Source organism: Ktedonobacterales bacterium (assembly GCA_036557285.1).
Taxonomy (GTDB): domain Bacteria; phylum Chloroflexota; class Ktedonobacteria; order Ktedonobacterales; family DATBGS01; genus DATBHW01.
In genome coordinates this window covers 118461-137051 of the sequence record DATBHW010000047.1, presented here as the reverse complement: position 1 = coordinate 137051, position 18591 = coordinate 118461, and the positions used below count along the sequence as shown (strand labels likewise).

The 18591-nt window shown below is 59.5% G+C and carries 22 protein-coding genes; 6 read left to right on the top strand and 16 right to left on the bottom strand.

Annotation, left to right across the window (positions count from 1 at the left end):
- The first annotated feature begins 62 nt into the window (after window positions 1-62).
- Window positions 63-1316 (top strand): MFS transporter, encoded by a 1254-nt coding sequence (locus VH599_14765; GenBank protein HEY7349575.1) that lies wholly within the window; start codon window positions 63-65, stop codon window positions 1314-1316.
- Window positions 1317-1693: 377 nt separating this feature from the next.
- On the top strand, window positions 1694-2110 hold the full coding sequence (locus tag VH599_14760; GenBank protein HEY7349574.1) for an HPP family protein: 417 nt from the start codon (window positions 1694-1696) through the stop codon (window positions 2108-2110).
- Between the two features lie 669 nt (window positions 2111-2779).
- Here the strand turns inward: VH599_14760 and VH599_14755 are convergent.
- From VH599_14755 to VH599_14735, 5 genes are all read right to left on the bottom strand, one after another.
- On the bottom strand, window positions 2780-3994 hold the full coding sequence (locus tag VH599_14755; GenBank protein HEY7349573.1) for an HNH endonuclease signature motif containing protein: 1215 nt from the start codon (window positions 3992-3994) through the stop codon (window positions 2780-2782).
- Window positions 3995-4109: 115 nt separating this feature from the next.
- The gene (locus tag VH599_14750; GenBank protein HEY7349572.1) at window positions 4110-4874 is read right to left on the bottom strand and encodes a hypothetical protein; all 765 of its coding nucleotides are present in this window, start codon (window positions 4872-4874) and stop codon (window positions 4110-4112) included.
- Window positions 4875-5134: 260 nt separating this feature from the next.
- Window positions 5135-5347 (bottom strand): hypothetical protein, encoded by a 213-nt coding sequence (locus tag VH599_14745; protein HEY7349571.1) that lies wholly within the window; start codon window positions 5345-5347, stop codon window positions 5135-5137.
- Between the two features lie 115 nt (window positions 5348-5462).
- On the bottom strand, window positions 5463-6356 hold the full coding sequence (locus tag VH599_14740) for a hypothetical protein (GenBank protein HEY7349570.1): 894 nt from the start codon (window positions 6354-6356) through the stop codon (window positions 5463-5465).
- 19 nt (window positions 6357-6375) lie between these two features.
- Window positions 6376-7113 carry a hypothetical protein gene (locus VH599_14735; protein ID HEY7349569.1) on the bottom strand — a complete coding sequence of 246 codons (738 nt, stop codon included), beginning with the start codon at window positions 7111-7113 and terminating at the stop codon, window positions 6376-6378.
- Window positions 7114-7292: 179 nt separating this feature from the next.
- Here VH599_14735 and VH599_14730 point away from each other — a divergent pair, with 179 nt between their 5' ends.
- Entirely contained in the window at window positions 7293-7619 is a 327-nt protein-coding gene (locus VH599_14730; protein ID HEY7349568.1) for a hypothetical protein, read from the top strand.
- Window positions 7620-7815: 196 nt separating this feature from the next.
- On the opposite strand, the gene VH599_14725 is transcribed toward VH599_14730, so the two are convergent.
- The 5 genes from VH599_14725 to VH599_14705 form a co-directional block, all read right to left on the bottom strand.
- On the bottom strand, window positions 7816-8832 hold the full coding sequence (locus VH599_14725; GenBank protein ID HEY7349567.1) for a zinc ribbon domain-containing protein: 1017 nt from the start codon (window positions 8830-8832) through the stop codon (window positions 7816-7818).
- A 435-nt stretch (window positions 8833-9267) separates the two neighbouring features.
- Window positions 9268-9567, bottom strand: coding sequence for a ribosomal protein L7/L12 (locus tag VH599_14720; GenBank protein HEY7349566.1), 300 nt, complete (start codon window positions 9565-9567; stop codon window positions 9268-9270).
- Window positions 9568-9602: 35 nt separating this feature from the next.
- The gene (locus VH599_14715; GenBank protein ID HEY7349565.1) at window positions 9603-10307 is read right to left on the bottom strand and encodes a Type 1 glutamine amidotransferase-like domain-containing protein; all 705 of its coding nucleotides are present in this window, start codon (window positions 10305-10307) and stop codon (window positions 9603-9605) included.
- Window positions 10308-10362: 55 nt separating this feature from the next.
- On the bottom strand, window positions 10363-11175 hold the full coding sequence (locus tag VH599_14710) for a hypothetical protein (GenBank protein ID HEY7349564.1): 813 nt from the start codon (window positions 11173-11175) through the stop codon (window positions 10363-10365).
- 21 nt (window positions 11176-11196) lie between these two features.
- Window positions 11197-12147 carry a hypothetical protein gene (locus tag VH599_14705; protein ID HEY7349563.1) on the bottom strand — a complete coding sequence of 317 codons (951 nt, stop codon included), beginning with the start codon at window positions 12145-12147 and terminating at the stop codon, window positions 11197-11199.
- Here VH599_14705 and VH599_14700 point away from each other — a divergent pair.
- Window positions 12146-12550, top strand: coding sequence for a hypothetical protein (locus VH599_14700; GenBank protein ID HEY7349562.1), 405 nt, complete (start codon window positions 12146-12148; stop codon window positions 12548-12550). The two genes, VH599_14705 and VH599_14700, sit on opposite strands and share 2 nt — an antisense overlap.
- Here VH599_14700 and VH599_14695 read toward each other — a convergent pair.
- From VH599_14695 to VH599_14680, 4 genes are all read right to left on the bottom strand, one after another.
- A complete protein-coding gene (locus VH599_14695) occupies window positions 12511-13179 on the bottom strand; it encodes a hypothetical protein (GenBank protein ID HEY7349561.1) in 669 nt (222 codons plus the stop codon). The two genes, VH599_14700 and VH599_14695, sit on opposite strands and share 40 nt — an antisense overlap.
- A 63-nt stretch (window positions 13180-13242) precedes the next feature.
- On the bottom strand, window positions 13243-14184 hold the full coding sequence (locus VH599_14690) for a hypothetical protein (GenBank protein HEY7349560.1): 942 nt from the start codon (window positions 14182-14184) through the stop codon (window positions 13243-13245).
- A gap of 159 nt (window positions 14185-14343) precedes the next feature.
- Window positions 14344-14517, bottom strand: a complete 174-nt coding sequence (locus tag VH599_14685; GenBank protein HEY7349559.1) for a hypothetical protein — start codon at window positions 14515-14517, stop codon at window positions 14344-14346.
- 20 nt (window positions 14518-14537) lie between these two features.
- Window positions 14538-15038, bottom strand: coding sequence for a hypothetical protein (locus tag VH599_14680; GenBank protein ID HEY7349558.1), 501 nt, complete (start codon window positions 15036-15038; stop codon window positions 14538-14540).
- Between the two features lie 57 nt (window positions 15039-15095).
- On the opposite strand from VH599_14680, the gene VH599_14675 reads away from it, so the two are divergent.
- A complete protein-coding gene (locus VH599_14675) occupies window positions 15096-15854 on the top strand; it encodes a hypothetical protein (GenBank protein ID HEY7349557.1) in 759 nt (252 codons plus the stop codon).
- 22 nt (window positions 15855-15876) lie between these two features.
- Window positions 15877-16941: a hypothetical protein gene (locus VH599_14670; protein ID HEY7349556.1), complete on the top strand. Its 1065-nt coding sequence runs from the start codon at window positions 15877-15879 to the stop codon at window positions 16939-16941.
- 157 nt (window positions 16942-17098) lie between these two features.
- Here the strand turns inward: VH599_14670 and VH599_14665 are convergent, their stop codons facing one another.
- The gene (locus VH599_14665; protein ID HEY7349555.1) at window positions 17099-17602 is read right to left on the bottom strand and encodes a pyridoxamine 5'-phosphate oxidase family protein; all 504 of its coding nucleotides are present in this window, start codon (window positions 17600-17602) and stop codon (window positions 17099-17101) included.
- A 268-nt stretch (window positions 17603-17870) separates the two neighbouring features.
- Complete coding sequence (locus tag VH599_14660) at window positions 17871-18431, bottom strand: DinB family protein (protein ID HEY7349554.1); 561 nt, start codon at window positions 18429-18431, stop codon at window positions 17871-17873.
- Between the last annotated feature and the right edge of the window lie 160 nt (window positions 18432-18591).

Genomic DNA, 18591 nt, shown 5'->3' with positions numbered 1-18591 from the left:
CCCCATCACGTGGGGGAAGCAAGGTGTACCCGTGATCTGCACGCAGAGGAGGAGCAGGCGAGATGGCCACCCAGGTTGAGAAACGTACGGTCTATGCGGCGGGGCTCGTGCAGGGCATTGCCCTGGTTACCTTCCCGGCGGCGAGCACGATCTTTACTGCCCCGGACAAGTACCATCTGTCTCACACCCAATACGGGACGCTCTTTCTGCCGTTGGTGATCACGTCGATCAGCACCTCGCTGCTTGGAACCGGTTTGACTGGCCGTTTCGGCAGGAAGCGCGTCTACCTGCTGGGCTTGGTGGCCGATCTGGTCTCCATGCTCCTGCTGATCGCGAGCCGAGTGGTGATGACCGATCAGACCGTTGCCGTCCCCCTCTTACTGGCGGCTACCGCCTGCGTGGGGGTTGGTTTCGGCCTGACTGTGCCTGCACTCAATACCTTGACGGCCGCATTCTCCCCGGAGGCCGTTGACCGATCGGTGCTCGTGCTCAATGCGCTGCTCGGGCTCGGGACGGCCCTGGCGCCTGTCTTCGTCGCGATCTTTGGGGGCCTGGGGTTCTGGGAAGGGCTTCCGCTGCTGGTAGCGCTCCTGCTCCTGGTCCTGCTCATCGTCAGTCTGGGGCTTTCGCTCGAAGCGGCGCCCGCTCCCCAAAGCGCACAGGCACAAGGACGCCTAGAGGGAAGGACCGGCCGGAGGACGAGCATCCCGGGCCCGTTTTGGGTGTTTGCGGGCTTCACTGTGCTCTATGGGTTCTGCGAAACCGTGAATGGGAACTGGTCGCAGCTCATGCTCACCGAGCATCTCGGCCTCACCGCAGCAGTCGCGTCGCTCGCACTGACGGCGTTTTGGGCTGTGGTCACCGCCGGGCGCGTGCTGTTCGCAGCCATCCAGCGGTGGGTCCCAAGCCGACTGACGTACCATGTCCTCCCGTTCGTGCTTGCGGCCGCCTTCCTGCTGATCGCCGCCTTGCCGAGGGACACGCCAGTTCTCAGCGTCCTCGCATTCGCTCTGGCAGGGCTTGGTTGCTCGGCCCTCCTCCCGCTGACCATCAGCTTCGGGCAAGAGAGGTTCCCAGCGCTAGCGGGCAAGGTGGCCGGTGGAATAGTCGCCTGCTATCCGATCGGCTTCGGTGTTGCCGCCTTCGGGGTGGGCCCGCTGCGCGATCACGGCGTGGCGTTTCCGGCCATCTTCGCAGCCAGTGCCGTGGTAGCAAGTATCATGGGTGCGCTCTCGTTCGTCGTCGCGCAAGGGCGCCCTTCGCCCACACATCTGCCTCCACGACCATCGCAGATTGGCGGGGTCGCCCCGTCCTAATTGCTTACAGAAAAGGGGGAGATGCGCCCCGCGCTGGCCGCCTGGCTGTGGCCGCGCCATCGCACCCAGGTCTTGTGAGAGAAGAGAAGGAGAGTACGGCGTGGAAACCAATCAGGAGCCGGACGCATCCTCTCAGGAGCCGTTGAGGCCCGCAGAAGAGTCGACAACTCCCCAGAACCGCTATCACCTGGATCGCGAACACCCCATCGGCTGGGAAATGGCGGATGTGGTGCGCGGCATCCTGCAGCGCGCGCAGTTGTCCTGGCTCCTCAAACACTATGCCAGTATGCCCATGCTGGCGCTGTTTAGTTTCATCAACGGCTGCATCAGCATCGGGATGATGGCAGGCTTAGCGTTCATTACGGGCAGCCCCCTTTATCTTTCCCTCCCTTGGCCCGACAGCCTTCCTCTTCTTTTATACCCCAACTGCGCCCTCGGCCTCGCCCCGCAATACGTTGATAGGGCAAGGCATCGGCGTGTTGGCTGGGTATTTCAGCCTAGTCGTGACTGGGCTAACAACTGCCGGGCCAGCGCTGGCTGTGGGTGTCAGCGGGCCGCGTGTTGTTGCCGCTGGGCTTTCCCTCGGTCTGACTGCTGGGCTCATGGTGTTGCTACGTGCACCGCATCCTCCCGCTGGGGCCACGACGCTCATCGTCTCGCTGGGCATCATCACCAAGCCTGTGCAGTTGGTGATCCTGATGGGAGCGGTGGTCTTGCTCATTGTTCAGGCATTGGTCATCAATCGTCTGGCTGGTATCCCCTATCCATTCTGGGGACCAAAAAGAGAGCGATGAAGGCGAGTTGGAACAGCTAGATACGGGCAATTGCCCGTATCCTGATCTTACCTCGTGTTCGCCTTCTACGTGCCGCTTACCTCATAGAGCGGTTCTCACCTTTCCCGCGAACAGGATGAAGCATATAGACCAGGGAAGGAGCACAAAGCAAAGGATACCCACTCCTGCATAGTGGCTGAATTCAGATATCCGTTTGAAATTGAGCATCGCCTCCTTGCTGTTTTCTCGGAAGAGCTAGGCTGAGCATGGTACTATACGAATCTGGCCCATTTGGGCTATGTTCCTATTCCATCTTTCTGTTCCTACCATGGGCAACCCCCATTCATAAATGAAGCCGCTTCTTAGGCTGCTTGAAGAACCTCCCTAGAAAAGTTCTCTGAGAGAAAAACGAAAAGTATTCTGAGAAACGTCAATCACCCAAAAAGTTGATAATCTAACAGTCTTGATCTGGCTGATAAGAAAAGCCCCAATGCCGCCAAAAATAGCAGACTAATAGCGTTGTTAATGAGGGCTTCTGCAAGCTTTTTCCGTAACCAATGTTGCTCCTCTTGGTTCCCCTGGCTCATCTCTCCTCTCCTCTCTTTTTAGGCCGCCCGCGAAAATTTGCATAAAATAAAGCGGCACGCCTTACCAATATACCCGCGCTGGTTCGTCATGTATAAGCTCGGCTCAATCAAGAGGGCAAAACAAGATACACAAGTCACGAAGCCTCATATACAGGTCTTCAACAGGAACCCTTTTATCTGCTGGCACAATGGTTTCTGTAGCTCCGTTATGATACAGGAAAAAGGCATACGTAGTTTCTTCTGGAGGATATGGTGCTGAAATTTTAAGAACCACGCTTCCCATTTCCTTTTCTCCTGGCGCTTCTGGTTTTCGCACCGCTACCCATTCGCTATAACTCGTATGGGACTTCGGATTCTGGGGGTATTCTTGGATCATATAGGTGCAAAAATAGTGCTCTGTTGGTTGGGGTAGATCAAGCGTTTCCCGTAATCGCTCAATTTTGTTGGGATCGGAGCACCAGGCATCCACCAGCATAAAGAGCATAGGCCATACCCGATATTCGTCTTTCATCACTTGCACAATTGGCTTGGTCTGACATGCCTTAGATAAAACAAGCATCATGTCATCATTACGCTGAGTGCAACCGTACATACAGGCAAGATACACTAAACCTACTGCATCATCGGCTGTCGGTAATGCCGTCTCTTCTAAGTACCTGATGGCATGCTCGATATAAAACATTCTATCGTCTGACTCAAGCTGTGGTGGGATAAGCAATGTTTCATAATAATTTCTCATTGCTTGCATGCTTTTCTCTTGGAGATAGTCAACATTCCCAATAACAGCAGCACTCATGTCAATGCCTAACTGTCTCAATTCTCTTGGTCTAAACGGAGGGTAGGTCGAGACAGCTTGGTTCACCAATACATTTTTTTCTCGCAGGCTTGCAGTAAAATTTTCTGCTTGCAATAGAAGCCTTTCTGCTTCCCCCTTTTTCACTTCACGCATTACTTCCTCATACTGTCTAACCACGTCAGTTGGCGTATCGGCTTGCAACACGACAGGGGGAATGGTCTGGGCAACGTTGTATGCTCTGCGCTCTCTCACTTCTTGTAACCAAGCATCTCTGTAGAGACGAACTTGCCCAGCAGTCAGTTTTCTCCCAAAGCCTCCACTCGCTTGCGTCTCATCGTGGCATTCAAGACAGAGGACAGCGAGGTTTTGAGAATTGTTATTCGATGGGTCTTCATCAATATGATGAAGCTGGATGGGTTTCTTTGGAATATGGCACTTGCAACACGTTCGATCTGACAAGTAAAGGATTTCATCTGATAGGTCTTCTGGGATTGGAACACGCTTCTTTTTCTTGGGTGGCATACATCTTCCCCTTGAGTTAACCCATGAATTTAGTAAGCCTTTGGCTAGTTAGACGCGCTGGCTGAACGATGCCGACGAGCTACCCAAAAGAATCAATAGATGTTGAGACGGCTTTTTAGCCTTCTTTGAGGCCGAATTGTCTTCGATAGGAATTAAGAAGGGTCATCTGGTCAGCAGACAGTTTGGGGCGTCGGTATTCCCATCTTTTTGGATCATCTTGCGGCATCCTGAGCAAGTAACTAGTTGAAATCAGTAGCTCTAGGATGGCGGCAATATCTGGTTTGCCGTTCACATATTCGTTAGGCAGCCATTGCTGGTCGGTGTTGATAGTAAGGGTGTGCAGCAGGCTATTTAACACGTCGCGCAGTTTCTGAATCTCAGGGAGAGTTAGCCGTACAAGCTTTTTGGTCGGGTTGAAAGATGCTTCGAAGAAATCATCTAAATAATGAGCAAGGGATTGATCTCGTATCTCTTTTGCTTTTCTCAGCAGTACTTGGGTTTGGGCATCGAAACGCACTGCAGCTAGCCGTTCACAGATGGCTTGTTGGTACTCTGGCCGTGTGAGGTTGAAAAGTTGGTTTTTGAATCCTGTGAGCGTATGGACATCCTTCCCGTCATCGGTAGCCAGTTTTGTGATGAGTAAGATACTCATCTCCAGAGCGTTATCTATCACTTGGCCGAGAAAGATATGGTAGAATGGCCCCTCGCTAAACAGTTCCTCATAGGGAAAGCATATGATGCGCTCCGCAATGAAAATGTTGACGTTGAGTTCAGCGAGAACGCGGAAGAAAAACGCTTGATTGCGCTCATATTCTTCCAAGCCATCTTCTTTTAGAACGTCTTGAGGGAGAGTGTCTAATCCCAATAGTAGGTTGTTCATAGATGTTGCAGCTTCAATCGCTGTATGTACTCAGGGGTGCGTAGGTATCCAACATGCTCCCCGTAATGTTCCCTGGATTTGCTCCGGCTGTATCTCCAACACAAGCTCTGCTCTAGCGACAACAATACCATACCAGCCAAGCGCCAAGACACAAAAACAGACCACTCTAGTTAGACTTTCTGTATGGAAGAATAAAAGGCGGTCTAGGGGAAGAAGAAGAAACGCCCTTGCTTTCGCAGAGGCAGATATTCACCATTTGACTAGTTTTGCTGATCTTGTTCTTCCCGCAGTTGCTGCCGTAGCGCCTCTTGGTACTCTTGCTCACGGGCAGCATCCAGAAAGTTGTACAGCAGTTGCTTGATGGTGAGCAGCGGAGATCCGCTACTGGTTCCTGGTTGTAATGTCCAGATGATCTTTCGTGCGGTTTCTTCAGTCAGTGTATCGAGGTCTGTATGGAGTGGCTCCTCGCTCATGTGGTGCCTCGCTTTGCTGCTCTCACCGTTCTCCCATCCACAAATGTCTGGATCTCTTTTCTGCAACATACCACACAGGAAAACAGGATGAGAACACAGTTTGGGGTAGCTTTCTTCATCGAGGTCTCCGTTTGTTGAGGAAGGAAATGATGGTGTGCCGTAGGTAGGTGACATCTCCTCGCATGGAGTCGGTTTTCCCATCGTATAAGCCTGACCTATGAAATAGCCGCTCTACTTGCTCAACATCATCGTTACACCAATATATCAGCCACATGACTAACTGCCAGTCTGCGTGACTCTTACTTGAGTAGGTACCTTCCCACTTACCTGCCCACAATGCTGCGAATTGAGCGCCGTTCTTGGCATTCATTGCCTTCTCTAACACTCTCTCGTCTGGAAGGACATGATAGAAGAGTCTCTGACGCCTTTCCAGGGCTTTTGGGGCAGGTTTGGGGGCTAAGCGATGGTAGAGGTCGTCTAACGCTTTTTGGTACTCTACAACGCTTGCTGGCGCGTTTGGCAGCCTGTTGCCGGTGAGGGCAAAGTATCTGCCTTCGGAGTAGATTTCGATGTTGGCTGTTCTTCGTCCGTGTGGAACATGCCCAATGATGATGACGTGAATGCCATGATCTGACTGCGAACGCTCTTGATACGTGTTTGGGAAGAGGTCAAGGATGGGCGTTGCCCAAGGGGCAATCACATCTGTGTTCTCATCAATGCAGTGATCGAGGTCTATGCCGGTAAAGGGGTCTGTGGTGGCAAAATTGAAACCAATGCCCTTGCCTGCTCCCTTCATATAGGCTCGCAAGGCATCGGCAAACGTTCCCCAGGTAGCAGGGTCCGTAGGCGAAGCTGTTTCACCGGTGTTGGGATTAAACGGAATCTTCTTGACTTTTCCCTGGATCTCTACTGGCCGCCAGACAACAAACTGGGGGTATGCCTGAAGTTGTTCAGGCACACTCCCCTGCAAACGCTCTGTTTTGTGGTTCATCGGCTCACGCTCTGCCATAGCATCACCATCATAGCAACTAGGCAGCACGAACTTTTTTGACCCACTTTGCAGCACTGGTCGGTGATAACTCTAACGCTCTGCCAACCTCGCGGGCTGAGGCTTTCGGGTGGTCGGCCAGATACTCCTTGACACGGCTGAAGTTCTGATTGATTGGGGTTGGCAGCTTAGCTGTATGCTGTCCGGCCTTTTTCTCCTGTACAGGCTGTTCAGTTGTCGGTGCTGGTTGTCCTGTGTGCGTTTTGGCTGTCTGTCCAGGCTTTGTCAAGGAACGGATATTTCCGTTGCTTGACTGTCCAACGTGGCGCAGCGCATGCGCGACAATGATTAACACAATGGCAATCGAGCGTATCCAGATGAGCGCTTCCACTGACACGAACACATGCAGGTAGGCATTGTCCAGGGTGATGTTTAAGGTCTGCTGGACAGCCTCAATGTTTGACACAATGGCTGCTGTGAACAGTAAGAGGGCTGAAAGCAACGTGTAGAGAATCGCTTTCACCCATTCCCTTTGCTTCCAATAGTGGAAGCTGCGCATAATGGTGCCTGGGACGCTGGCGTCAATGGCTGCACACTGGCTCCAGGCCCAGATCTCCTGCATGACGGCGTTTGAGGTCAGGATTGAGCCTTTGGTCAGCACGTTTGCCATTGAGGCAATCAGACCAAAAGCAAGCAGAATCACACTGAGGCTGGATGCAAGCTCCAGGGCGTAGAGAATGGCAGTATCGAGCTTCTCGATGGTTGCGAATTGTTTCACCGGTTGCTCCTCTCACACGCTGATACTGTGAGGCAGAGCAGTGCAGATGGCGCTCATGCGCAAGAGAAGCGTGTCTAACCCGCCAAATACTTTAGGAAACTGGTAAGCTAGCAGGCGCCGGAGTTCCTGAGCACTATCTGGCCGATGGCGGCAACGCTAACCGCGCCACCGCTGCTGAGATGACGCTGCCCACGCTGCTGCGGTTTCAGCGCCGCCAGCAGGTGATGGAGCATCTGCTGCGAACGGTGCTGGACCGGGTGATTGTGGAGGCCAAGCGCGCGGGTACGCTGCCTGCGGGGGTGGATGAGTCGTATACGGTGATCTTCCCCGAACTGAAGGTGGCGGATAATCTGATGCTGGCGCAGGCGACGGCGACGGTGGTTAGCGCGCTCTCTTCCGCCAAAGAGCAGGGCTGGGTGAGCGATGAGACGGCGATGCGCCTGCTCTTTCAGTTTGCGGGCGAGGAAGTAGACATCCACGCCGAGCGGGAGAAGATCAAAAGCTGAGGCAGACAGCGAGAGAGCAATGAAGAGAAGAAAAGAGGTTAGAAGAGGCGAGCATTCGCCCTGCGGTCCAACGTACCAACAGGCCAGCGTTGAGCCGCCAAGATGGCGGCGCTACAAGTGGCGTTCGCCCTGCGGGCCAACCTATCAGCAGGCCAGCGTTGAGCCGCCAAGATGGCGGCGCTACAAGTGGCAGGTCTCACATGGAGCGGCTGCTTTTGGTTGCTAGAAGGCGGGTAGGGCAGATGGCAAGATAGCCTGCCTGATCGCTGCCTTTCTCTAAGATCAGGGTGACGGGCTTGCCCTGAGAGGTTCCGCTGAGCGTGAATTTCCCGCTGTTGTAAGCGCCATGCAGGGGGACAGTCACCGCGCCGGTTTTCAGGGTCATCTCGACCCGCGAGGCGTCCAGCCGGGAAGCTGTGCCGGAAAGCTGGTAGATGTTCTGGCTGCCCACGCAGGCGCGAGCCGTCGTTGGCTTGAACTCGACCTGAGTAAAGGTGAGCGAGGGCAGATCGGAGAAGGAAGGGTTTGTGGGGCTGTGCAGCGGGAGCGAAATCTGTATGTTCGCCAGTACCCCTTGCTGGACGCCCCCAATGGTGAGGACGCCCGACCAGTTGCCGGTAAACTCCTGGGTATAGTAGAGGAAGAGGCCGCCATAGACCAGACCGGCCAGGACCGCCAGCGAGAAGAGAAAGCGGAACAGGCTGAAGTGTGGCTGCTCCCGATAGCTGCGAGACGCGCCCTGGTAACGCGGTGAAAAGCCGCTGGAGCCATTGGCAACGCCGAGCGTACCCTTGAAGCGCCGATACAGGCGTCGAACCTGGTGTTCAATCGCTACGGCGATGAGGAGGACGACGAACAGACCGCCCAGGCCAATGGCGAAAAAGATGAGCTTCTGCGAGAGGATGCCGTAGATGACGGCGGCGACCAGCAGGATGATGACAAGCAGGAAGACGCCGAGACAGCCGATCAGCCAGCCGATGAGCGTTGATGTCTGGCTTTTGGGCGGAGCAGCGGGCGGGGCAGAGGTGGCCGGGCTGAACGACGCCGGGGGATTGGAGCCAGGGGTATACGGTGGCGCGCTCGGTGGAACGGAGTTGACAGTTGTGGCGGAAGCGGCGGCTGGCGGCGCTTCGACGCGTGTGCCGCAGGATGGGCAGAACACGGCCCCGGCGGCAAGGGGCTGGCCGCAGTTGGTGCAAAAGCCTGACTGCATGAGTTGTTTTCCTCCCCAGGTGGAGACCACCATCCTAAACTCATGGGCAAGTCTAACATAGTGCCTGATAGCCTGTCAACTGGCTTGATGCGCCCTGTAATCTTTGTGTTCAATAGCCATTTCGATTGCCAGGTATTCCCACTGGTCCATATGGTCTGGCCGGATAAGGGCGGTTGACTTGTAGCGCCGCCTTCCAGGCGGCTCATCGTCGGGCTACCGGAACGTTCGCGCTCCGGGGCAAACGTTCGCCCTGGCGAAGCGGTGGCCGCCTTCCAGGCGGCGGTACAGGTACAGACGCCGCGCCTGCCCGCGTGTAGCGCCGCCTTCCAGGCGGCTCAACGTTGGGCTAGCGCGCACGTCGCCCCTGAATACGAGCGTTCGCACTGTCGAGCGGCTAGCCGCCTGGAAGGCGGCGCTACAAGTAGCTTCGAGCGGCTAGTAGCCGCGCATCTGGCGTTCTATGGCGTCAATGGTGTCTTTGGCTTCTTTCAGGCCCAGGCCGGTTTGTTCGCGGTAGACTTTGATGGCTTCGATCTTCTTGCCTTGCATGAGCAGCCATTTGATCTGTTCTGAAGGTCCGGCAAACGCCGTATTCGGGTCAATACCCAGGCGCAGCAAGACCAGATTCATCAGGGCTTCAAGGCGGGTCAGCCGGGCGTAGTAATCCTGCTCATCGAAGCTGAGATGCAGCAGCACAGCCAGCGCGCCAGTAAAGAGAAGGATACGTTTCAGCATATCCGGTAGTCCTTTCTCAAAGGGGGCAGCGATGCTTAGCCCGCGAGCGATACCTGTTCGCCAACGGGATAGATGGTCTTGCCTTTGCCGGTGAAGACGGTGATGCTGCTGTGTCCCTGGACGGTCCAGTGGTGGTCGGAGCCGACCAGGGCTGTCGAGCCAGGCACGCCAACGACGCTGGTTTTGCGGCTTGCCAGGCGGCCCAGGTTGATGAAGATGCCCGGCATTTCGTCGAAATGGGGGATCACCGCCAGGCCAGAGGCCAGGCCCAGCGCGGGGACGGTGCGCCAGAAGCGGGGGAAATCAACCATGCGATCAGCGAGAGCCATTGCCCCGGCAGAGCAGCCAGCGACGACGCCGCCAGCGGCAAAGACGCCCGCGATAGCTCGCCAGCAGGGGGTGTCGCGCAGGGTGGTGACGAGGTACTGCGGTTTGCCGCCGGAGAAATAGACGAAGTTGGCGGCGGCGATCTGCGCGGCGAGCGTTTCTGATTCGGCGTCGGCGCGGGTGAGCAGCATGGCCGCTTCGACGGCAGCGCCCAGGCGGGTGAAATGCTCGCTGCCCATTTTGGCCCAGCGTTCCGGCACGCCCGGCCCATCGGGCGCGGAGGCGGTGGGCAAGACGATGACGCGGGCCGGACCGGAAAGCCGCTCCAGCAGAAGGCGGTCCAGCGGCTCGATGGGGGGCAAAAACTCGCCTGATCCGACCAGCGCGAGCGTCCCCTGCGGTGATGACATCATGTGGTGGTGTTCTCCAGAGTCAGCAGGTTGGTGATGAGGTGTATTCATAGGTGTATCAGAGGCTCAGGCCGAGCGTTTCCGCCAGGTGACGCCTGGTCGCTGTTTCGAACTCCGCTGGATAGGTCAGGCTATTGGCTTCCATGAGGCGCTGCGCGCGTGGAAAGAAGAGCCGCGCGTAGGCCAGACGGCCCTGGATGACCGATGCCATTGTTGGCTCCAGCGGGGGTACGCCCGCCAGCAGGGCGCGCTGCTCGTCGGTGAGGAACGCGGCGACATGACGCTTGCCGGTGACGTTGCGGTCAATACCATTTTCCATGAGGAGCAGACTGAGGAGCAGGCTGTGCAGGGCGAAGTGGCCTTCCATGCCGATTACCACGTCGTCTCGTTCGACGACGATGGGCAGCATGCCCACCAGCCGGATATATTCTTCAACGACATATGACACATGCGCGAGCGGATCGTGCCTGGTGGGAGTCGTGAGAACGATGTGTTCAGCCAGGTTATCCTTATCGAACAGCAGGCGCGCCGCCTCCAGGGTGCGCAGTCTGGTGTCTGCTGCCGATTGGATGACGACATCGAAGCGCAGATAGTCGGTAGAGATGGCGCCGATGATGGCTTCGTCAGGCGGCCCCGGCCAGCGCCGTCTCCAGACGGTCGGGGCAATGCGGTCAAGCAGGCGCGGCCACCACGCTTCGACTGCTGCGAAGTCCTGCGCCGGGACGGCGGCACGCAGATCAACGTCGCTCTGGGCGTCGGCGGTCCCTGCTGCCAGGCTGCCGGTAAGCCAGAGGGCGCGTACTCGTTCGTCAGCGCGCAAGCTGTCGGCTGCTCGCTCTGCAAATGCAGTGAGCGCGTCGGTGTGGGGCATGGAGCGTTTCCTCTCTTTCGGCTAGGCGCTGCCTGCTATGCTGGCGGCCCCATTGGTCGCGGCAGACGCGGGCAGGGCGGCGGGCGCGGGCGAAGGCGCGACAGCAGCGGCGACGACTAAGAGGAGGCAGGCGCAGAGCGCACCGATCCAGAGCGAGTCGGGCGAACTCAGCGCGGGAAGTGTCCCCAGGCCAAGAATTGCCAGGGCCAGCCCGTAGAGGCAGACTTTCGCGCTGCCCACGTCCCAGAAGGCGCGCGGCCAGTCGCTGTGGATTATCGGGCCGCCCGCGTCTCGCTCGGCCTGGGCCATTGCGCGGCGAAAGAGCAGCAGGCTGCCGATGATGAGCGCCAGGCTGGTTGCGTCCACAAAGAGCAGCGCGGGCAATGTCTGGACGATGTTCTCAGGGCTTTTCTGGCCCAGGCCGCTCGCCAGCGTGGCGGCGGCAAAGAGCGCGATCCATTCGACGACGACGAGCAGCCAGAGCAAGCTTCGCAGCGCGGGCCGGGCCACACGGGCCAGGGTGAACGGACGGAAGAAGATGCCGAGGGCGAAGCCACTAAAGAAGCAGATTTGCGCGATGAGCAGCAGCGCGACGCCGGTAGGGTTGGGCGCTGCGCCTGAGTCGTTCTGCACCAACGAGCGCCCAATGCCCTGACAGAGCAGGGCAGCGCCCACGCCCAGCGGGACGGCTGCCCGCGCGGTGGCCCGCGCCAGGCGAGCGCGGGTAAAGCGGGCGCCTGGCGCTCGCGCAAACGGGCTGGGCTGAGGCTGGTGTATCAGCGCCAGGGCGGCGATGACCAGGGCAGCGATCAGCGCGATGGCTCCAAGCTCGATGGTGAGGACGCCGCCGCTGAAGTGGCCGGAGTTATCCGGGGCAGGAAGCAGGCGGCCAAGAACTGCCAGCAGCGCAATCGTCAGGATAAACGACCCCGGCGCCCAGGGGTAGCGTTGTTGTTGGAGCAAGCGAAACATGCTGCTTCACCTCCAGAACGGCGGTTTGCGCGGGCGCGCGTTGCTGGTGGCCCACCCGCCGAGCGCCCGCTGTGCGCACGAGTATAGCTGTATCTGCTGGAGGTGTCAACTGTATCAGCCACCCCAGGGTTCCACCACCCATCAAGGGGCGCCACTGGTACCGCCGCCTTCCAGGCGGCAGGAGGGGCTGCGGAGCGCCTGTAGCGCCGCCGTCCCTGGCGGCTCATCGTCGGGCTACCGGAACGCTCGCGCTGGAAGGCGAACGTTCGCCCAGGCGCAGCGGTGGCCGCCGGGGACGGCGGCGCTACAGGTGGCCGCCGGGGACGGCGGCGCTACAGGTACAGACGCCGCGCCTGGGGCGCGCTATTCCTCTTCCGGCAGGAGTTCAAGCAGCCCGCTGTAGGAGGTTTCTAGCTGGCGCGCTGTTTCACGGGTGTTGACCTGCGAGTTGAGCGAAGAGAGCAAATCTGACAGAGGCACGACAAATCGCTCGTGGAACTCTTTAAGGTGCTTTCGTGTTCGATATTGCTGGAACTTGCGATAGCCATAGACGGGCGAGCCATACAGGCTCAGCAGCAGCCCGGCGTTGATCAGCGGGTTCTGTCTGGCTTTTTTGAGCAGGGCGTTTTCTATGTCGCAGACGGTTTGATACGCTTTCTCGTACCAGTTCAGGGCCAGGAGTCTTTCACCGAGCAGGAAGTAACAGACTCCGACAAAAAACGCGGATTTGGCGGTCATCAGCGGCTTTTCTTCCAGGCTTGACGCGCTCATGAACTCGCTCAGGGCCGCTTCGATCCATTTCTGTCTTCTGGCGGCATGTTCCACCACTTTTGCGTCGTTGAGATAATTGATGCCGTTTTTGTAGTGGCTGCCAAGCAGCCTATCTAATTTTTCGTTGATCTCTTCGCGCTGTTCAGTCACGGCTTCAACCAGGCTGGCTAGAATCGCCCTGGTGACAGGCTCTGGAACGGTGTCGGCCATTTTGATGGTGAGGCTTTCGCAGAGCCGTTTGATCCTGGACGCCTGGATCATAGTCAACCTCCTGTCATGGTGGACACGAACGAGCGCACCAGAGGTGAGAAGAAGCCTTGTAGCTCAGGCCAGTGTTGAGCCGATGTTCTCCACTTTGCCGCGCGGGATGAGGATGCAGCCGACGGCGAGGATGATGGGCCAGACGCGCACCACCAGCGAAGGGCCGCTGAGGTGCGGCGCGGTGAGAAGGATATAGGCGGCCAGGGCCAGCAGGCCCAGCGCGCCGATGGCGAAGCGCGCGCCGCCGCTGCGCCAGAGGGCGCGCAGCCGACTGGGTTTGGCTCCTGGGCCGGAGATGGTCATTCCGGCAAGCTGGGCGGAGTAGCGCCGGTCCATGAGTTCGCGGGCCATCGTGACGAGCGGGACGACAGCGCCCAGCGCCACGAGGGCAGGCGCGATGGCCGAACGATAGGAGCCGTCGAAGGTGGCGGTGAAGAGCATAAAGAGGGTGAGCCATTCGGTGATGATGAGGGTGAGCGCGGCCCAGGCCATCCAGGCCGGGCGCGATGGGCGCAGCGCGTAGGGCCGCGTTGCCAGGCCGACGGCGAAGCCCAGCGCCAGAAGCGTGACGGAGATGACGGCGGGCAGGCTGTCAGCCGAGCGGGCAGAGAAGAGGTCCGAGGCGACCTGATAGTGAAAGCAGAAGGCGAGGCCGACGCCAAAGAGCGGCGCGGCTCGCGTGAGCGCCCGCAGGCGCGGCCAGCGCGTGGGGAGCGTTGCCTGGCGCGCGGGGGTCAGATACTCGGTTGGATCGTAGGGGCCGGCGGGCCGCCGGGGGGGAGCGCCTCTGGCCGGTTGCCCGGCCCAGCGGGCGCGATTGAGGCTGCGCTTGTAGACGAAGAGGCCGCCCAGCAGCCCCAGCGCGATGATGGCCCCAACCACCAGGCCGGTGCGCAGGGTCAGTGTTCGGTCTGCCAGGATAATGACGGCAATCATAGCCGCCAGCGTGATCAGAAACGTTCCCGGCAGCCAGGGCAGCCGCCGAACGGAAGGGAGTGAGTCCATAACGTGCCTGTAACCTTTTTACCTCTCATGTACATTGCTCATTTCAATTTTAACGACTCAAGTATAAGGCAGAGCAGCCAGAGGCGCAAGGGGGACTGGCGGGATAGGTTCCACCCCCTACCGGGGCGGGGCCACCTGTAGCGCCGCCTTCCAGGCGGCTCAACGCTGGCCTGCCGGAACGTTGCGCTGGAGGGCGAACGCTCGCGCTGGCGAATCGTTGGCCGCCAGGATGGCGGCGCTACAAGTGGGGTTGCCTGGAAGGGCAACGTTGATGACGGCGCAGCGGTGGGCCGCCAGGATGGCGGCGCTACAAGTGGCGTCCTCGCTTGCCAATACCTCATATGTAGTGGAACCTAAAGTTCGTCGTGGCCGGGCGCGCGGGCGCGGCGCGGGCGCAGCAGGTGGCGGGCGTTCAAGATGATTTCGGTCAGCAGCCAGAGGGCCGCTACCGCCCAGAAGGCGATGTTGAGGGGGTCGGCGACGGCGGGCGCTGTCAGCCGCGCCAGCGCGATGCCAAAGAGGACCAGGCCGGTCCAGAAGGTGATGCCGGAGGCGGTGGTGAAGAGCAGACGGGCGAAGGAGACGGGCGTTCGCGGCCAGCTTCGGCGGAGAAGCTGGCGCTCTGTCAGCAGCAGCAGCAGCCCCAACAGCACAAAGAGCGCCGTGAAGAGTACCTGAAAGGCGTGATCGGTTGTGGTTTCTTGCGGCGAACTGGCGACAAAGACCGGGACCAGCGCCGTCGCGGCGCACGAGCAGAGCAGCAGCCCCACAATGAGTGCGCTGATGATTACACCCAGCGGCGAGTTGAAGCGCGGCGCAGGCGGCGCTTGCCAGGGGTCGGGTTGGTCTTGCATGGCAGCCCTTGCTCCTTGCGTATGGCCTGTCGTTCGAGAATAGGAGAGCATGGCCCGATGGAATCAGCAGTTATCAGGCGCGGCATTATTCAAGACTTCAATCAGACGAATTGGACGGCGACGGTGCAGGTCTTGCCCAGCCAGGGCAATTATCTGGCGAGCGTGCAGGTGGCAAAGCATCTGCTGGCCGCCGAGATTGCGGCGGGCGATCACTGCGCTATCCTCTTTTTCAACGAACTCAATCCTGACGACGCGCTTGTGGTCGCGGTGTACCGCGTGCCATCGGCAGCGCCGGTCCCGCCCGTGACCAGCCTGACCGGGGACACGGGCGGCGCGGCGCTGACCGGCGCTGTGCAGCTCGTTCCGGGGCCATCCGGCAATGTCAGCATCAGCGAGAGCGGCCAGCAGATCATCATTGACGCCAGCGGCGGCTCTGGCAGCCCGCCGCTGGTGGATACGAACGCTTCAACGGTGACGTTCAACGATCCTGACTTTCATATCCTGAATCAGCTTACTTTTACGCTGGGAGCCAGCGCGACGTTTCTGGCGCTGGCTACGCTGCATTTTCGCTTCGGCATGGCTGGGGCAGGGCTGCATGTCGTCTTCTTGCTGGATGGCGTGCAGATCGGCCCCCAGCAGCCGCCTATCCCCGGCAAAGATGCGCTGGTGACGCAGGCGAGCGAGGCCCAGATGTTTACGTTTGCATTTTATCAGACTATCGCGGCGGGTACACACACCCTGCAACTTCAGGTGAACGTTGCGCTGGCGGTCAGCGCCGCGACGATCTACTGGTCGCAACTGGCGCTGAAGGCGTAGACCGTCAGCAGAGGAGATACAGATGAATCTGACCGATCTTGAAAATGCGGTGCGGCAAGACCTGTTTGACCCTGCCGGGGCAGATCAACGCTGGCAAACCAGCGATCTTGACCGGGCGCTGGATAAGGCGGTGGACCGCTACAGCGCCTACGCGCCCCATATGGTGGTGGTGGATATGGCGAGCATCCCCGGCCAGCGCACGTATCCCTTTCCGGCGGGGATGAGTCCGGCGAGCGGAGCCTGGTGGGTGGAGCGCGTCGAGTTTCCGCTGCTCGTGCCTGGCTCGGCCATTGCCGCGCCTGCCAGCGCCCCGACGCTGGCGGTGGCTGCTGGTGTGGGCCTGGGGTTGGGCCTGTATCAGTACGCGGTGACGTTTGTGACGGCGAGCGGCGATACGCCACCCGGCCCGCTGGGGAGCGTGACGACGACGAGCGGTCTTCAGCAGACGGACCTGACTGACATTCCGCTGGGGCCGACGCCAGCGGCCAATGCCAGCGTGGCGGTGCTGGCGCGGCGGCTCTATCGCACAATTGCGGATGGGGGCGCGCTGCTGCTGCTGGCGACGCTCGATGATACGACGACGACGAGCTATCACGACAGCGCGGCAGATAGCACGTTGGGCGCGGCAGCGCCGACGGTGAATACGGCGGGGCTGCTGGTCTATCCGCCCATCCGGCGGGCGTTTACAGAATATACTGGCCTGGGGACGTTCACGCTGAAGCTGGCCGATGCCGAACTGCCGGTGGATGCCAGTCTGGCGCTGCGCGTGTCCTTTGGGACGAAGCACCAGCTTGACGCGAACGGCAGCACGATCCCTGAAGTTGACCGCGATGTGGTGGTGCTGGGGGCATGCGCCTACGCGCTGCTGGCCTATCAGACGCCGACCAACGATAACTTTGTGTTTCAGGATGGCGCGGTGCATGACCGGCTGGATGATTCGATGATTCCTAAACACTGGCGGCAGGCGGGCGTGGATAGGCTGGGCCGCTTTCTGGCGCGGCTAGAAGAGATCAGGCGTCAGCGCGCTTTTGCCAACGCGGCCATCGCGCAGTGGGGCGATGTACCGGCGCGCTGGCAGCGGCTCTAGCCAGCGCGCGACGGGATCGCCATCTCTGGCGGCGGTACGAGTGCGCCGCCAGAAATGGCGGCTGAACGCTGCACCAATGCGAACGCTGCTGGCGTGCTTCGCCACGTCTCGGCATCCCAACGGTGAGCCGCCGAGACGGCGGCGGTACGAGAGGGGGTCAGGGGAACTTCCAGCGCGTGGCTGTGCCATGAAAGGCCGAGCCACCGTCGAGTCCTTCGTCATCCGAACACCAGCCAAAGGCAACCTGGGGCCGGAAGGCATAGGGGAGTTCGTCTGTGTCCAGCTTCCAATGGTACTTGGCCTCGTAGGCGGAGGCCACTTGCTCCAGCAGAGAGGGGTTCTTCATCTCTTCGGTGATGCCCTCCAGAATGACGACTTTGCTGCCGCTCTCCAGATGGACGGTGGTCGCGGGATGGTGTTCCAGGTTCTTCCAGGTCAGCGCGCCAGTGCTGAAGTAGAGGAGGCCATCCAGCCAGACGCCCCAGACCGGGCGGCAGTGTGGCCGCCCATCGGGGCGCGTGGTGGCGATCCAATAGTTGCGGGCTACTTCTAATTGAGCGACTGCCCATTTCCAGGGGAGCCGCGTCGGCTCAAGATGGCCGCCAAACATGCGCGGGCGACTGGCTTCTGGCTCGCTGGTTTCAGCAGGTTGTGCTTCCATCGAAAATACCTCCTGTATGGATGAACTGCGGTGATGAGCGCCTGGCGCGCTTTCTGCTGAAGCATACCAGCCTCTTCCAGACACCTGTTGTCAGGTTTGTGTGGCGTCCGATCTTAGCGCATGGGTGGGAAGGCAAGAGCTACCCCATAGGTGGCCCACCGCGCGCTTAAGAATGCTTCACACAACCGACGGTTGGCCCCACCTCTGCCGCCTGGAAGGACGGCGCTGCAACCCCGCCTCTGCTCGTGCGGAGGTTGTGTCAGGCGCTCTAATGGTCCCCAGGCTCATCCTTCGCGCGCGCAACCGCGATGAGCGCCTCGTCCGGGATGCCGTGCTGGCCGAGAAAGAGGCTCAGTTGGGCCACATGTTCCTGGACGTGGCGCAGATTGTAGAGGAGCAACTCCAGAAAGCTGATAGGCTGCCCCCTGGACCAGGGATACGAGACGGGTCGCCGCGCCTGCTCGCCCGTCAGCGCGAGGAGCGTGGCGCGGCACTTCTGGCGCAAAGCGGCGAGATAGGCGCGCAGTTCCTCTCTGGTATAGGGCTGTGCAGGCAGCGCCTCGGCGGAATCGAGCACGCTCTGGGCAAAGGGAGCCGGGGGAGCAAAGTCCTCCTCCGGGACGCCTGAGAGATACAGGTCGAGCCAGACCAGTGTATGATAGGTGACATACCAGAACTCCGCGAACGGTGGCGGGAACTCCGGTGATGGGGGGTTGCGCCAGAGGCGCTCTTGCCACAGCGCCTCCGGGCAGGCCAGCAGGGCGTTTTCCAGCATCTCAATAGCCGCGCCGAACTGCCGCCACAGCGCCGTGTTCCATAAGGTCTCCATGTGTCCTCCTGCGGGGATGCGCCTGCCGACTGGTGCAGGCGCATCACAGTCAATCTGACGTAACGCTGCTCTATCGCTTATCAGAGATCACGAGTGGAGCCGTGATCATCTCCTGGCTTGATTATCGTCCCGAAACCGGTAATACTCGGTCCTGATTGGT

Coding starts and splice junctions, on each gene's coding strand:
- VH599_14765 (HEY7349575.1), top strand. CDS start 63: ATGGCCACCCAGGTTGAGAAACGTACGGTCTATGCGGCGGGGCTCGTG.
- VH599_14755 (HEY7349573.1), bottom strand. CDS start 3,994: ATGCCACCCAAGAAAAAGAAGCGTGTTCCAATCCCAGAAGACCTATCA.
- VH599_14750 (HEY7349572.1), bottom strand. CDS start 4,874: ATGAACAACCTACTATTGGGATTAGACACTCTCCCTCAAGACGTTCTA.
- VH599_14745 (HEY7349571.1), bottom strand. CDS start 5,347: ATGAGCGAGGAGCCACTCCATACAGACCTCGATACACTGACTGAAGAA.
- VH599_14740 (HEY7349570.1), bottom strand. CDS start 6,356: ATGGCAGAGCGTGAGCCGATGAACCACAAAACAGAGCGTTTGCAGGGG.
- VH599_14730 (HEY7349568.1), top strand. CDS start 7,293: ATGACGCTGCCCACGCTGCTGCGGTTTCAGCGCCGCCAGCAGGTGATG.
- VH599_14725 (HEY7349567.1), bottom strand. CDS start 8,832: ATGCAGTCAGGCTTTTGCACCAACTGCGGCCAGCCCCTTGCCGCCGGG.
- VH599_14720 (HEY7349566.1), bottom strand. CDS start 9,567: ATGCTGAAACGTATCCTTCTCTTTACTGGCGCGCTGGCTGTGCTGCTG.
- VH599_14715 (HEY7349565.1), bottom strand. CDS start 10,307: ATGATGTCATCACCGCAGGGGACGCTCGCGCTGGTCGGATCAGGCGAG.
- VH599_14710 (HEY7349564.1), bottom strand. CDS start 11,175: ATGCCCCACACCGACGCGCTCACTGCATTTGCAGAGCGAGCAGCCGAC.
- VH599_14700 (HEY7349562.1), top strand. CDS start 12,146: ATGCTGCTTCACCTCCAGAACGGCGGTTTGCGCGGGCGCGCGTTGCTG.
- VH599_14705 (HEY7349563.1), bottom strand. CDS start 12,147: ATGTTTCGCTTGCTCCAACAACAACGCTACCCCTGGGCGCCGGGGTCG.
- VH599_14695 (HEY7349561.1), bottom strand. CDS start 13,179: ATGATCCAGGCGTCCAGGATCAAACGGCTCTGCGAAAGCCTCACCATC.
- VH599_14690 (HEY7349560.1), bottom strand. CDS start 14,184: ATGGACTCACTCCCTTCCGTTCGGCGGCTGCCCTGGCTGCCGGGAACG.
- VH599_14680 (HEY7349558.1), bottom strand. CDS start 15,038: ATGCAAGACCAACCCGACCCCTGGCAAGCGCCGCCTGCGCCGCGCTTC.
- VH599_14675 (HEY7349557.1), top strand. CDS start 15,096: ATGGAATCAGCAGTTATCAGGCGCGGCATTATTCAAGACTTCAATCAG.
- VH599_14670 (HEY7349556.1), top strand. CDS start 15,877: ATGAATCTGACCGATCTTGAAAATGCGGTGCGGCAAGACCTGTTTGAC.
- VH599_14665 (HEY7349555.1), bottom strand. CDS start 17,602: ATGGAAGCACAACCTGCTGAAACCAGCGAGCCAGAAGCCAGTCGCCCG.
- VH599_14660 (HEY7349554.1), bottom strand. CDS start 18,431: ATGGAGACCTTATGGAACACGGCGCTGTGGCGGCAGTTCGGCGCGGCT.